Below are 14,170 nucleotides of genomic sequence, written 5' to 3' on the forward strand. Positions count from 1 at the left end.
CGACCCGGCCGGGGCCGACGGCCGGGAGGCGCGGGTGGGCCGCGCCTCCCGGCTGCCGGTTTCTGGGGTGGTGACGTCCGTCATGGTCACGGACCAGCCAGCTGGTTGGCGTTGTCGATGTCGGAGTCGAGCTTCTTCAGCTTGGCGTCGAGGTCGCCGCCGTTCTGCTGGTACGCCTGCCAGAACTTCGTGAACGTGCCGATGTAGGCGGCGCCGTCCGCGGTGCCGGGCGAGGTCATCGTGTCCTCGTCGCCGGCGACGTCGACGAAGGTCTTGTAGTTGTCGTCGACCTCGAGCTTCGACGACTGCAGGGCCGAGGTGAGCGTCGGGATGTTCTTCAGCCCGTTGCCCATGATGACCTGCGCGTCGGTGTTCGTGGACAGGTACTTCAGCAGTGCCCAGGAGAGCTCCGGGTTCTTGGAGCCCTTCGCGATGCCAGCCACGTTGCCCGCGATGTACGTCGAGCCGTAGTTGCCGAGCCCGTCCATCACCGGGGTCGGCGCGGTGCCGTAGTCGAGGTCCGGCTTCTGGTCCTTGATGAACGCGGTGCGGTACTCGCCGTCGATCTGCATGGCGACCTGGCCGGTCTGGAACGCGTTGTCGGCGGCGAACTCCTGGCCGAGGCCCGAGGTGAAGGCCTTGAGCTTGTCGTAGCCGATCTCGTCGACGAAGCCCTTCTGCCAGGTGATCAGCTTCTTCCACGCGGCCGAGGTGCCGATCTCGCTGTTGCCCTTGCTGTCCAGCCACGAGCCGTCCACCATCGGGGCCCAGTGCTCGGGCGAGTTCTCGTAGAAGTCGATGAGCGGGTTGAAGCCGAGCTGCTTGATCGACCCGTCGGCGTTGTAGGTCGTGAGCTTGAGCGCGTCGGACTTCAGCTCGTCGAGCGTCTTCGGCGGCGAGGTGATGCCCGCCTTCGCCAGGAGCGGCTTGTTGTACATGAGTGCGCTGACGTCGGCGAGGGCCGGCAGGGTGCAGCGCGTGCCCTTGTACTGCGTGTACGACCGCACGGCCTTCGGGATGTCCGACAGGTCGACCTTGTCGCGCTTGATGTAGGGGGAGAGGTCGCGGAAGGCGCCCGAGGAGCAGAAGCTGCCGACGATCGCGGTCGAGTACGACAGGCCCACGTCGATGTTCTGCCCCGACGAGATCGCCTTCTGGAGCTTCTCGTCGTCCTGTCCGGCGTGGATGTCGACCGTCACGCCGGGGTTCGCCTTCTCGAACCCGGCGACGGCGTTCTTCACGACGCCGGCCTCGCGCCCGGTGAAGAAGTGCCACAGGGACACGGTGCCCTTGAGGTCCTTCGGGGCCTTGTCGGCGACGTCGGCGGCGCTGCTGCCGGAGCTGCAGCCGGCGACGACGAGGGCGCCGGCAGCGGCCATCGCCGTGACGGTGAGGATCCGCACGGCGGATCGCTTGGAGGGGTGCATCAGTACTCGCTCTCTGGTCTCGCTCCGTCGTGCTGCGGATCGCGGAACCGCACGAGCGGACGGGGTCCGGACGTGCGACGCCGTTCCCGGGCGCGACGAAGAGCCCTGGGACAGGGCCGGGGGTGGTGCCTCGAGTGGTGCGGGTGGGACTCCGCTGGGCGGAGCGGCTCAGGTGCGCTCGGCGGGGTCCGGCGCGGGCGCATCGTCGCTGATGCGTTCGAGCCGGTCCGCGAGCGCGGTGCGGACGACGTCGATGAGGACGTGCCGCGCACCGTGGAGGACGGGGGTGTCGGGGACGCCGGGTGCCACGACGGCGGTGGACCAGCGGGTGCGGGTCCGGAGCCAGGAGGTCACGGCGGCGGCCAGGGCGGGACCGCCCGCGATGCCGGTCGGGCCGTGCAGCACGACCGTCTCGGGATCGGCGACGGCGAGGGCGGGGAGCACGTTGTGCCCGACGCGCTCGCCGAGGGCGGTGGTGAAGGGGTGCTGCTCGGGGAGCCCGGGCAGCTGCGGGAGCACCTGGCGCCAGTCGGCTGCGGAGCCGTCCGGTGCCGTGATCCCGTGCTCGGCGGCGAGGGCGGTGATCGCGGGCTCGGAGATGAGGTCCGCGATGACCGTGGCCGTCGGGTCGATGGAGCGTGCGTCCGCAGGCACGCTGAGGTAGCCGATCTCGCCCGCCGCGCCGGACGCGCCGGTGTGCAGGTGACCGTGCAGGTCGAGGGCCATGCCGAGGCCCTCCGCCATCCAGAACAGTGCGAACGACCCGGGGGACCGGCCGGCCCCCATGTTGCGTTCGGCGATGGCGGCGAGGTTGGCGTCGTTCTCGATGACGATCCGGACGCCGAGGGCTCGCGAGAGCGTCTCGGCGACCTGTTCGCGGGGCCAACCGGGCAGGCCGTCGGTGAAGATGAGGGTGTCCGTGGCGTGGTCGACGCTCGCCTGCACGCCGACGGCCACGGCCGTGACGAGCTCGGGGTCGATCCCCGCGGCCGCGGCGGCGCGGCTGACCGCGGCGGCGACGATGTCCTCGCCGGCGGCGCGCATCTCGTCCTCGTCCATCCGGTGCTCGGCGACGGCGTACGCGCGGCCGGTGGCGTCGACCACCGTGGAGCGGACGTCGACGAGTTGCACGTCGACGGCGACGGCGAGGTCGCGGTCGGTCGTCGCGGCGTACACGACGGCGCTCGGGCCCCGGCGACCCGTCTGGGTGGCGGTGCCGGCTTCGTGGATGAGGTCGGCGGCGACGAGGCGTCGGATGATCTCCGCCGCCGTGGGCTTGCTCAGGCCGGTGCGCTGGGCGATCTCGTTGCGGGTCAGCGGGCCGTCGTCGAGCAGGAGTTCGAGGGCGGCCCGGTCGTTGAGGACGCGCAGGAGCCCGGGTTGCCCGGGGGTGCGTCCTCGTGTGGTCATGTCGAGGACTGTAACGGACAACCTTCTTTACTGAAAGGTTTGTTTACCGATTCGAAACACGCGTTCCGCTCCGCGAAACACGGCGGTCGCGAGTTGCTCCGCGAAAGCGACACCTTCGCGCAATCGCTCCGCGATGCCCACGCGAAAGCGACAGGATGCCGCCGATGTTCGACGGCAGACTGTCGCTTTCGTGGAACGGGGCGCGACCCCTCCGCGCGCCTACGGGCGCAGCAGCACCTTGATCGCGCGGCGCTCGTCCATCGCCCGGTAGGCCTCGGCGGTCTCGTCGAGCGGCAGCTCGAGGTCGAACACCCGGCCGGGCTCGATCGCCCCGGACAGCACGTCCGGCAGCAGCTCGGGGATGTACTTCCGCGCCGGGGCCATGCCGCCCGCGATCGCGATGTTCGTGTCGAAGAGGTAGCGGGTCCCGATGGTCGGCACCCCGTGCGGGACCCCCACGAAGCCGAGGTTGCCGCCGGGGCGGACCGAGTGCAGCGCCTGGTCCATGCTCTCCTCGGTCCCGACGGCCTCGACCGCGCAGTCGGCGAGGTCCCCGCCGAGTAGCTCACGGATCGCCGCGACGCCGGCCTCACCCCGCTCCGCCACGACGTCCGTCGCCCCGAACTCGCGGGCCAACGCCTGCCGGTCGGCGTGCCGGCTCATCGCGATGATGCGCTCGGCACCGAGGCGCTTCGACGCGAGGACCGCCGACAGGCCGACGGCACCGTCGCCGACCACGACGACGGTCTTCCCCGGGCCGACGGCGGCGGACACCGCAGCGTGGTGCCCCGTCGAGAACACGTCGGACAGGGTGAGCAGCGACGGGACGAGCGCCGGGTCGACCGGGCCGGGCACCGCGACGAGCGTTGCCTGGGCGTCCGGGATGCGGACGTACTCGGCCTGGGCGCCGCCGACCGGGTCGCCGTAGGCGTCCTCCCCGCCGAACCCGGACCGGTGCTCGCACCCGGAGGTCATGCCGTGGCGGCACGCCTGGCAGGTGCCCTCGTTCATGGTGAACGGCGAGATGACGAAGTCGCCGACGTGCAGGTCGGTGACGTCGTCCCCGACGGAGACGACCTCGCCGACGAGCTCGTGCCCGATCGGCCGCGGCTGCGCGGTCCCGGTCACGCCGCGGTACGGCCACAGGTCCGAGCCGCAGACGCACGCCGCGACGACCTTGACGACGACGTCCGTCGGCGTGATCAGGTCGGGCCGGTCACGGTCTTCGACGCGGATGTCGTTCGGGGCGTGGATGATCGCTGCGCGCACGAGGGAGGCCTTCCGTCGAGATGGTGGGGGATCGGCCGGTCGACGTCGTCCGGAGCCGACTCGACAGTACCCTCGTGCGGGTGGACGACGACCGGTACGGCGGCGATGTGCTCTCGGGGGACTGGCGCTCGCGCGGGGTGAAGAAGGTGCGGCAGGTGCCGCTCGAACGCGACATGGTGCTCGAGGACCCGGCGACCGGCTGGGCCGGTGCCGTGGTGCGCCTCGAGGCGGGCAACGTGGAGCTCGAGGACTGGAAGGGCCGGACGCGTTCCTTCCCGTTCGGCGGCCAGTTCCTGCTCGAGGGCGAACTCGTCACGCTCGGTCGCCCGCAGGCACCGGTGGGCCGGTCTGCCGCTCCAGGGCGCGCCGCGTCCGGTCCGCAGGGGTCCGCAGCCGGGAGGCCCGGGGCCGCGCCCGCCGTCCGGCACGCGTCCGACGGCGGTCGCCTCCGGACCGCGTCCGGATCGTTCGCGGTCGAGTCGCAGCGCGCACGGGTGGCGCTCCCGAGCCGGATCATGGTGGAGGGCAAGCACGACGCGGAGCTCGTCGAGAAGGTCTGGGGAGCGGACCTCCGGGTCGAGGGCGTCGTGGTCGAGGAGCTCTCCGGCGTCGACAACCTCGCCGACGTCCTCGAGGAGTTCCGGCCGACCCGCGACCGTCGCGTCGGCGTGCTCGTCGACCACCTCGTGCCCGGCTCCAAGGAGTCCCGCTTCGCGGACGCGGTCATGCGCGGCAGGTGGGGCGCGCACGTCCTCGTCGTCGGCCACCCGTTCGTCGACGTCTGGCAGTCGGTGAAGCCCGCACGGCTCGGACTGCAGGCATGGCCGACGATCCCGCGGTCGATCGAGTGGAAGAAGGGCATCTGCCAGCACCTCGGCTGGCCGGCGGAGGAGCAGGCCGACATCGCCCGGGCGTGGCAGCGGATCCTCGGCCAGGTCCGCACCTTCGCCGACCTCGAGCCGCAGTTGCTCGGCCGGGTCGAGGAGTTGATCGACTTCGTGACCGAAGCAGCCTGACCCACCGCCGTCGCAGGCTCGGTCGGCGCTGGCGCCGCGCACCCGGGCGCGTCGCACCAGCGGAGCGCGCGCGACTTCGTGACGGAACCGACGGCCTGAGGAGCCGGCCGATTCGCCCCCGCGCGCCGGATGACCGGGTGATCCGCGCCTCCCGTCCGTATCGTTGAGGGATGGACGGCATCGAGGGGCGCGTACGCGGCGCGGTCGATGTCTGGCTGCGCTGGCTGCCGCGGTGGCAGATCGGGACGGCGCGTCCGCGCACCCGGATCTGCCGGAAGTGCACCGGGTCGCCGATCGCCGCGGCGGCCGGGTTCGGGCCGGACGTCCCGCACGCCGTCCAGCACGCACTGATCGGGCGGATCTCGACGATCGTGGACGACGCCGTCGACGACTACACCGCGAAGAACCTGCCGCTGCTGCACCGGGAGCTCGCACGAGCGGACGCGCGGAAGCGCCACGCCGGGTACCAGCCGGCTGAGGGGCTCTCGCCGGAGTTCCAGGGCCTCGACGTCGACCCGGAGCCCTCGCCCGGCGAGCCCTTCCTGTTCACCCTCGGGGAGCTGACCGGCACGGGCGCGGCGGAACCCGCGCCGCGTGAGCCGCTCTCGGACGAGGCCAAGGCCGCGCTGCGGCACGAGATCGCACTGTCCGACGAGTGCGCCCGGTCGACGGGCACCGCCGTGTGCCTGGCGCTGGTGGAGCACCGGCCGCGGATCGCCGAGGCGGTCGAGCGTCTCGTCGAACCGCAGATCGCCGCGCTCGTGTCGGACATGTTCCGCGGGTTCGACGGTCCCGAGGGGGATCCGCGCTCCGGGTTGTTCTGAGACGCGCTGTTCTGAGCCGCGCGGCCGTCGCGGATGCGGGTCGTGCGTCGGGCCGCCGGGCCGTCGCGGATGCGGGTCCCGTGTCGGGCCGCCGGGCCGTCGCGCATCCGGGTCCTGCGTCAGGCCGCCCGGCCCGCCGAGTCGCGTCCGCGCCGCGTCGACCGTCGGAGCGCCAGCCGCGCGATGCCCCGCCACCCGAGCAGGAACACCCCGAGCACGATCGTCGCGACGATGACGAACGAGATCGGCAGTGGGTCGCCGCCGACGTCGCCCTGGCCCGTGGCCACCCGGATCGCGAGTCCGACGAACACCGTGAGCACCCAGACCACGATCCCGGTCGGCCAGAAGCGGAGTGGACGGGCCCACGCGCCGCTGGTGACGTAGGCGATGGCCCAGCCCGCCAGGAACGGGTACGCCGTGGTCCAGAGCCCGAGGGCGGACTCCGACTCACCGTGCGACGACCGTCCGATGAGCGCGAACAGGACGATGAGCACGACGTCGATCACGGCTGCCAGCCAGCCCCAGGTGCGTTGGGTCACCCGGCCATTCTCGCAGCCCGTGTTCACGCCCGGGTCACCTCCGGTTCGCCCGCGTCGGCGAGCATGCGCGGATGACGACGACGCACGCCCCGGTCACGCAGTCGGTCGACGAGCCGACCGGGAGGCGCGGCACCCGTCCGCCCCGTCCGACCGGTTCGCACGGGGTGCGTCCACCGCACCTGGTCGCGCTCCGCGGGGCGCCGAGGGTCCGTCGCGAGAACACGCTGCCCGCCGTCGCCGTCGCCGACGCGCTCGGTGCGGAGACCATCGCGGTCGACGTCCGACGCACCGCCGACGGCGTCGCCGTGCTGCTCCACGACGCGACCCTCGGCCGGATGTGGGGCGACCCGCGGCGGGTGTCCGAGGTGGAGTGGTGCGACGTCGCCCGCCTCGGGAACGGCCTCGACCGCATCCCGCGCCTCGACGCCGTGCTCGAACGGCTCGACGGCTGCCGCTCGACCCTGCTCGTCGGCTGCGCCGACCCAGCCGACGCGGTCGTCGCCGCCCGCACCGTCGCCGGACACCGTGGGACCACGGGCGTCGCCTGGTGCGGGGCGCCGACCGCGATGGCGGTCGTCCGCGACGAACTGCCGGACGCGGAGGTCTGGCTCGCGTGGGAGTCCCTCGAGCCGCCGACCGCCGCACACGTCGAGGCGGTCCGGCCGTCGACGCTCGACCTCGACGTCGCGTTCCTCACCCCGCGGACCATCGAGGCGGCGCACGCGCTCGGGCTCCGGGTCGCGGTGCGCACGGTCGACGACGCCGAGCCGGCACGGTGGGCAGCCCGCCTCGGCGTCGACTCGATCACGACGAACGACGTCGCCTCGGTCCGTGCCACCCTCGCCGCCGCCGAGCGGGACGGGTGGCCCGACGCGGACCGGGAACCCACGGAGACCGAGGTCGCCACGCGCGCCGGGGCACTGGCGCACCGCATCGCACACGAGGTCATCGCCTTCACCCGCGAGCACCCGGTCGGCGAGGTGTCGACGAAGGCCCACCCCGCCGACCTCGTCACCGACGTCGACCGGCTCGTGGAGCAGCACGTCCGATCGCGTGTCCGGACCGCCTTCCCGACGCACGGCTTCAGCGGCGAGGAGTACGGCGACGCCCCCGGCGACCGGCACCGCTGGTACCTCGACCCCGTCGACGGCACGACCAACCTGGCGAACGGTGTCCCCTGGACCTCGATGTCGCTCTGCCTCACCCGCGGCGGCCGACCGCTCGTCGGGGTCGTGGCGGACCCGTGGCGCGGCGAGGTGCTCGAGGCGCGTCGGGGCCGCGGCGCCGTGCTGCGCGACCGACCCCTCCGCCTGGACGACGCACCGCGGGCGCTCGCCGGGGCGGTGGTGGGCACGGAGCTCGACGGGCACCGGCCCTGGGCCGGGTTCGGTGCGTTCCTCGACGCGCTCGCCGACCGGGCCTGCACGCTGCGGGTCCAGGGCTCCGGCACGCTGACGATCGCGCAGGTCGCCGCGGGGCGGGGGATCGGCGGCTGCGTGTCGGCGTTCGACCCGATCGACCACGCCGCCGCCGTGCTGCTCGTCCACGAGGCCGGCGGCGTCGTGCTCACCCGGAAGGGGCCCGTCGACGGTCTCCCGCCGGTGGGCGAGCCGTTCCTCGTCGCCCACCCGGGCGCCGCGGACGAGCTGCACGCCGTCTGGACGGCGGCGCTCGACGCGGGGTGACGGGGTTCCCGGTGCCGCCTCTCGGGGGACTCTGTGCGGGCACTCAGACACCGGTCGACGCCGCTCCCTAGTGTGGCAGTCCACGGCGGGTCCGGACCGGACCGGCCGCACCCGAAGGAGCATCGACCATGGGATTCCTCGACCGCCTGCTCGGCCGCCCGGACCGCGACCAGGACCGCTCGGCGCCGAACCAGTGGGGGCAGCCCCAGCAGCCGCAGCAGCAGGGCTACCGCTACGGCCAGCAGTCCTACCAGCAGCCGGCGCAGTCCTCCGACCCCGGAGCTCCGGCCGGCGGCTACGGCGTGCCGCAGTGGGGCGGTGGCGCGCCGACCGCAGGGGCGCCGGCCGGTCAGGGCGCGACCGACGACGAGCGTGCCGTCGAGCGCTACCGCTACCTCCTCCGCACGGCCCCGCCGGAGCGCATCGAGGAGGTCCACGCCGAGGCCTTCGCGACCCTGACGCCCGAGCAGCGGCGGATGGTCTACGACGAGTTCACCCGGACGGCTCCCGCCGGCGAGGCGCCGCGCGGCGACGACCCGCGTTCCCTCGCGCAGGCGGCGACCCGCTCCGAGATCCGGCAGCCCGGCTTCATGGAGCGCTCGCTCGGGGGCGTCGGCGGTGGCCGGGGGCCCGGCGGCGGCTTCGGCGGCTTCGGCGGTGGGCAGCGGTCGGGCCCGTCCTTCGGCAGCATGATCGGCGCGTCGATCCTCGGCACGGTGGCCGGCTACGTGATCGGTTCCGCCGTCATGAGCGCCTTCCTGCCGGACGCCGGATCGTTCGATGGCGGTACCGACGCTGCGGGCGACGGCGGTTCGGAGGACACTGGTGCTGACTCCGCTGACGGCGGCGCGTCGGACGCCGGCGCGGGCGACGGCGGCGGGGTCGAGAGTGCGGGCTGGGGCGACGGCGGATCGGACTTCGGCGGAGGCTTCGGCGACTTCGGTGGTGACTTCGACGTGTAGCGCGTCGACGCTCCCCACCGACCCCCTGTAGTGCTCCGTGGTCGACGAGGGAGTCGCATGGCCATCATCGAAGCCTTCGGGCTGACCAAGACGTACCGGTCGAAGTCCGGTCCGGTCCACGCCCTGTCCGGGCTCGACCTGTCCGTCCCGCAGGGCACGGTCACGGCGTTGCTCGGGCCGAACGGTGCGGGGAAGACCACCACGGTCAAGGTCCTCACGACCCTCACCACGCCGGACGCGGGGTCGGCGACGATCGACGGGATCGACGTCGTCGCCGACCCACAGGCCACCCGGCGGTCGATCGGCGTCTCGGGGCAGTACGCGGCCGTCGACGAGAACCTGACCGGGTCCGAGAACCTCGAGATGATCGGGCGGCTCTACCACCTCGGTCGTCGTACGGCGCGCGAGCGCGCACGGGAGCTCATCGACGTGTTCGACCTGTCCGAGGCGGGCGACCGTCCCGTGAAGGGCTTCTCCGGCGGCATGCGGCGACGCATCGACCTCGCGGGCGCCCTCGTGATGAACCCCCGCGTGCTGTTCCTCGACGAGCCGACCACCGGACTCGACCCGCGCAGTCGTCTCGCGCTGTGGGGCATCATCGAGGACCTGGTGGCGGAGGGCGCGACGGTCCTGCTCACCACCCAGTACCTCGAGGAGGCCGACCGGCTGGCCGACGACATCGCCGTGATCGACGACGGCCGGGTCATCGCCGAGGGCACGGCGGACGAACTGAAGGCGCAGGTCGGCGGACACCGCGTCGTCGTGACCCTGGTCGACGAGGCCGACCGCGACGCGGTGACCACCGTGCTGCGGCGGTACGGCGTCGGCGACGTCGAGGCCTCGGGTGACGGTCGGACACTCGGTGTCGCCGTGGACGCGGGGCCGAGCGCGCTGCAGCGGGTGCTGGCCGACCTCGGCGACGCGGGCATCGAGCTGCACGACGCGGGCATGCGCCGTCCGACGCTCGACGACGTGTTCCTCCGGCTCACCGGGCACGCGGCGACGGCGGACGACGACGCCACGGTCGAGCACAAGGAGCCGGCACGATGACCGCCACCACCCAGGCCCTCGGGCGGCAGCTGCCCGTCGTCGTCACCTCGCCCGTCGCGATCTGGTTCGAGGACGGCTGGACGGTCACCAAGCGGAACCTCATCAAGATCAAGCGGTCGCCCGACATGCTCGTCTTCGCCGTGCTGCAGCCGATCATGTTCGTGCTGCTGTTCAGCCAGGTGTACGGCGGGGCGATCGCGGTCGAGGGGACGGACTACACGCAGTTCCTGATGGCCGGCATCTTCGCCCAGACCGTCGTCTTCGGTGCGACGTTCTCCGGGTCGGCGATGGCGCAGGACCTGAAGGAGGGGCTGATCGACCGCTTCCGCACGCTGCCGATGGCGTCGTCGGCGGTGCTCGTCGGGCGCACGAACTCCGACCTCGTGCTGAACGGCATCTCGATGGTCATCATGATGCTGACCGGGCTCGCCGTGGGCTGGCGGGTGAACTCGTCGCCGCCGGAGTTCCTGGCCGGGATCGGCCTGCTGCTGTTGTTCAGCTACGCGTTCAGCTGGGTGATGGCGCTCCTCGGCATGAGCGTGAAGACCCCCGAGGTGATCAACAACGCGTCGTTCATGATCCTGTTCCCGCTGACGTTCGTCTCGAACGCGTTCGTGCCGAGCGACACCCTGCCGCTGGTGCTGCGGGTGTTCGCGGAGTGGAACCCCGTGTCGTCGCTCGTGCAGGCCGCCCGGCAGCTCTTCGGCAACGTCGGCTCGGCTCCGGTGCCGGACATCTGGACCATGCAGCACCCGGTGACGACGGTCCTCGTCGGCATCGCGGTCATGCTCGTCGTGTTCGTGCCGTGGGCGGTCAGCAAGTACACGAGGATCAGCGCGAAGTAGCGGCAGCACGGCGGCGTCGTGCCGCTGTGTCCACAGCGGGGTCCGGGTGCACGACAGCGGCACCCGGACCACCTACGATCGACTCCGTGACCGCGACAGACGCCGAGCGGGCCGCGGAACGCGACGCGACCGAGCCGACCCTCGACCGCAGCACCCGTGTGCGCCGATGGATGCTCCACGGAGCCGACCAGGGAGCCACGCACCAGGGCCCGCACCAGGTCGAGGTCGAGAAGACCCACTCGTGGTGGCGGGTCATGTGCCTGACCGGCGTCGACTACTTCTCGACCCTCGGCTACCAGCCGGCCATCGCGGCCCTGGCAGCCGGGCTGCTGTCGCCGATCGCCACGATCGTCCTGGTGCTCGTCACGCTGTTCGGTGCCCTGCCGGTCTACCGCCGGGTCGCGCAGGACAGCTTCCGCGGCGCCGGGTCGATCATGATGCTCGAGAAGCTGCTGCCGTGGTGGGCGGGCAAGCTCTTCGTGCTCGTCCTGCTCGGGTTCGCCGTGACGGACTTCATGATCACCATGACGCTCTCCGCCGCCGACGCCACCGCGCACATCGCCGAGAACCCGTACACGCCGCACTGGTTCACCGAGATCCCGGTCCCGCTCACCCTCGCGCTCCTCCTCCTGCTCGGCGTCGTCTTCCTCCGCGGCTTCAAGGAGGCGATCGGCATCGCGGTCGTCCTCGTCGGCGTGTTCCTCGTGCTCAACGCGATCGTGATCGCGGTGGCCTTCTGGCACGTCTTCGAGCACCCGACGGTCGCGAGCGACTGGTGGAGCGGCCTCACGGCGCAGCACAGCAACCCGCTCGTGATGGTCGGCATCGCCCTCCTCGTCTTCCCGAAGCTCGCGCTCGGGCTGTCCGGCTTCGAGACCGGCGTCGCGGTCATGCCCCAGGTGCGGGGTGACGCCGCCGACGACACGAGCGCCCGCCCCGAGGGGCGCATCCGCGGGACGAAGCGCCTGCTCACGGTCGCGGCGATCATCATGAGCACGTTCCTCATCACGTCCTCGATCGTCACGACGTTCCTCATCCCGCAGCGCGAGTTCCAGCAGGGCGGGGGAGCGAACGGCCGGGCGCTGGCCTACCTGGCTCACGAGTACCTCGGCGGCGTCTTCGGCTCCGTCTACGACTTCTCCACCGTGGCGATCCTGTGGTTCGCGGGTGCGAGTGCGATGGCCGGGCTGCTCAACCTCGTGCCGCGGTTCCTGCCGCGCTACGGCATGGCGCCGCAGTGGGCCCGGGCGACGCGGCCGCTCGTCATCATCTTCACGCTCATCGCCTTCGTGATCACGATCATCTTCGACGCGAACGTCGACGCGCAGGGCGGGGCGTACGCCACCGGCGTGCTCGTGCTGATCACGAGCGCCGCGGTCGCGGTGACGCTCTCGGCCCGTCGGAAGCAGCAGAAGAAGCGCACGATCGCGTTCGGGGTCATCGCGGTCGTGTTCGTGTACACGACCGTGGCGAACGTCATCGAGCGACCGGACGGCGTGCGGATCGCGGCCGTCTTCATCATCGCGATCGTCGTGGTGTCGTTGGTCTCGCGCGTCCGACGGTCGTTCGAGCTGCGCGCGTCGTCGATCGAGCTGGACGCGACCGCCCGGCAGTTCGTCGAGGCCGACGCCGACCAGTTCAGCTCGGTCTGCATCATCGCGAACGAGCCCGGGGCGGGCACCGCTGCCGCCTACCGCGCCAAGGGCCGTGAGGAGCGCCGGGACTCCGGCATCCCGGCCCGGGTGCCGACGATGTTCCTCGAGGTCCTGCCCGCCGACTCGTCCGACTTCGAGGAAGACCTCGTCGTCGAGGGTCACGTGATCCACGGCTTCCGCGTGCTCAAGGTGCGGTCCGGCAACGTGCCGAACACGATCGCGTCGACACTGCTGGCGATCCGCGACATCGCCGGCGTCGTGCCGAGCATCTACTTCGAGTGGAACGAGGGCAGTCCGATCCGGAACGCCCTGCGGTTCGTCTTCACCGGCGCCGGCGACGTCGCGCCGGTCACGCGCGAGGTCCTCCGCGAGGCGGAGCCGGACGTGAACCGGCGACCGAGCGTCCACGTGTCGTGACCTCCGGGGCGGACGTGCGTCGCGCCTCCCGGCCCGCCGGAGGCATCGCCGCGGTCGTGGTCGCCGCCGCGGTCTGGGGCACCACGGGCACCGCGACGCACTTCGCGCCCGGTGTGCCCGCGTTCGTCCTCGGCGCCGTCACGTTCGGACTGGGCGGCCTCGTCCTCGCCGTCGCGGCCGGCGGCTCGACGCTCCGTGCCCTCACCGGGCGGACCACGCGCGGCTGGGTCGTGCTCGGCGCCTCGGCGCTCGTCGTCTACGCGGTCGCGTTCTACGCAGCCCTCGCGGGAGCGGGCGTCGCGGTGGGCACGACGATCGCGATCGGGTCGTCGCCGCTCGTCGCCGGTCTCGTCGAGTGGGTCGCCGACGCCAGACGCGTCACGCGTCGGTGGGTCGCCGCCACCGTGGTGAGCGTGTCCGGCATGGTCGTCGTGGCGGCCGCACGCCCCCGCGGGTCCGGTGACGCCGACGGCTCCCTGCTGCTCGGGCTCGGTGCCGCACTGCTGGCGGGGTGCACCTACGCCGTCTACTCGTGGGCGGTGGCGCGGGGGATGCGGGCGGTGTCCGGCGCCGTCGCGTTCCCCGGCGGACCGTCCGCGGCGATCGCCACGCGGACTCGGTCGACGGGCCGTGGACTGGTGGGCGCGGTGTTCGGGACGGCCGCGGTCCCGCTCGTCGTCCTCGCCGTCGTCGGCGGTCACGACCACCTCGGCGTGGTCGCGCACTGGCCGGTGTTCCTGTACCTCGCGCTCGTGCCGACGGTGCTCGGGCACTCCCTGTACGCGGTCGGACTGCGGAGCGTCAGCGCCTCGGTGGCGACGCTCCTGTCCCTGCTCGAGCCTGTCGTGGCGGCGGTGCTCGCCGTGCTCGTCGTCGGTGAGCACCTCGGCACGTGGGGGTGGACCGGGATCGCGCTCGTGGTGCTCGGGCTCGCCCTGCTGGCACTGCCGCCCCTGCCTGCACTGCCGACACACGGAGCGTCCGGCCGGGGCCGCTGAGCGCGGGTGCGCGGGGGCCTCGCCGAGGACCCGGTCGCGCGCCGTGCGGCGCGAGAGGCCTCGTCGAGGACCC

At 72.6% G+C, this 14,170-nt stretch carries 12 protein-coding genes; 8 read left to right on the forward strand and 4 right to left on the reverse strand.

Going from position 1 to position 14,170, the window contains the following annotated elements:
* Positions 1-86: 86 nt before the first annotated feature.
* The 3 genes from AAEP86_RS08845 to AAEP86_RS08855 form a co-directional block, all read right to left on the reverse strand.
* Positions 87-1,427: an extracellular solute-binding protein gene (locus AAEP86_RS08845; protein ID WP_420370172.1), complete on the reverse strand. Its 1,341-nt coding sequence runs from the start codon at positions 1,425-1,427 to the stop codon at positions 87-89.
* Between the two features lie 168 nt (positions 1,428-1,595).
* Positions 1,596-2,837, reverse strand: a complete 1,242-nt coding sequence (locus AAEP86_RS08850; RefSeq protein WP_420370173.1) for an ROK family transcriptional regulator — start codon at positions 2,835-2,837, stop codon at positions 1,596-1,598.
* A 219-nt stretch (positions 2,838-3,056) separates the two neighbouring features.
* Positions 3,057-4,106, reverse strand: a complete 1,050-nt coding sequence (locus AAEP86_RS08855; RefSeq protein WP_420370174.1) for a zinc-binding dehydrogenase — start codon at positions 4,104-4,106, stop codon at positions 3,057-3,059.
* An 80-nt stretch (positions 4,107-4,186) separates the two neighbouring features.
* Here AAEP86_RS08855 and AAEP86_RS08860 point away from each other — a divergent pair, with 80 nt between their 5' ends.
* Positions 4,187-5,122, forward strand: coding sequence for a DUF3097 domain-containing protein (locus tag AAEP86_RS08860; RefSeq protein WP_420370175.1), 936 nt, complete (start codon positions 4,187-4,189; stop codon positions 5,120-5,122).
* Between the two features lie 170 nt (positions 5,123-5,292).
* Positions 5,293-5,946 (forward strand): spermidine/putrescine ABC transporter substrate-binding protein, encoded by a 654-nt coding sequence (locus AAEP86_RS08865; protein WP_420370176.1) that lies wholly within the window; start codon positions 5,293-5,295, stop codon positions 5,944-5,946.
* A gap of 119 nt (positions 5,947-6,065) precedes the next feature.
* On the opposite strand, the gene AAEP86_RS08870 is transcribed toward AAEP86_RS08865, so the two are convergent.
* Positions 6,066-6,485, reverse strand: coding sequence for a DUF3054 domain-containing protein (locus AAEP86_RS08870; RefSeq protein ID WP_420370177.1), 420 nt, complete (start codon positions 6,483-6,485; stop codon positions 6,066-6,068).
* Between the two features lie 71 nt (positions 6,486-6,556).
* Between AAEP86_RS08870 and AAEP86_RS08875 the strand changes: the two genes are divergently transcribed.
* The 6 genes from AAEP86_RS08875 to AAEP86_RS08900 all read left to right on the forward strand — a co-directional run bounded on the left by AAEP86_RS08875 (position 6,557) and on the right by AAEP86_RS08900 (position 14,097).
* Positions 6,557-8,170 carry an inositol monophosphatase family protein gene (locus AAEP86_RS08875; protein ID WP_420370178.1) on the forward strand — a complete coding sequence of 538 codons (1,614 nt, stop codon included), beginning with the start codon at positions 6,557-6,559 and terminating at the stop codon, positions 8,168-8,170.
* Positions 8,171-8,298: 128 nt separating this feature from the next.
* Positions 8,299-9,132 (forward strand): hypothetical protein, encoded by an 834-nt coding sequence (locus AAEP86_RS08880; protein WP_420370179.1) that lies wholly within the window; start codon positions 8,299-8,301, stop codon positions 9,130-9,132.
* Positions 9,133-9,189: 57 nt separating this feature from the next.
* Positions 9,190-10,182, forward strand: coding sequence for an ATP-binding cassette domain-containing protein (locus AAEP86_RS08885; RefSeq protein WP_420370180.1), 993 nt, complete (start codon positions 9,190-9,192; stop codon positions 10,180-10,182).
* The gene (locus tag AAEP86_RS08890) at positions 10,179-11,027 is read left to right on the forward strand and encodes an ABC transporter permease (RefSeq protein ID WP_420370181.1); all 849 of its coding nucleotides are present in this window, start codon (positions 10,179-10,181) and stop codon (positions 11,025-11,027) included. Before AAEP86_RS08885 ends, AAEP86_RS08890 begins: the two co-directional genes overlap by 4 nt.
* An 86-nt stretch (positions 11,028-11,113) precedes the next feature.
* Complete coding sequence (locus AAEP86_RS08895; RefSeq protein WP_420370182.1) at positions 11,114-13,099, forward strand: amino acid transporter; 1,986 nt, start codon at positions 11,114-11,116, stop codon at positions 13,097-13,099.
* Positions 13,096-14,097, forward strand: a complete 1,002-nt coding sequence (locus AAEP86_RS08900) for an EamA family transporter (RefSeq protein WP_420370183.1) — start codon at positions 13,096-13,098, stop codon at positions 14,095-14,097. The genes AAEP86_RS08895 and AAEP86_RS08900 overlap by 4 nt, the downstream gene beginning before the upstream one ends.
* Positions 14,098-14,170 lie beyond the last annotated feature (73 nt).

The organism is Curtobacterium sp. L1-20, from assembly GCF_048755855.1.
In the GTDB taxonomy this organism is placed as follows: domain Bacteria; phylum Actinomycetota; class Actinomycetes; order Actinomycetales; family Microbacteriaceae; genus Curtobacterium.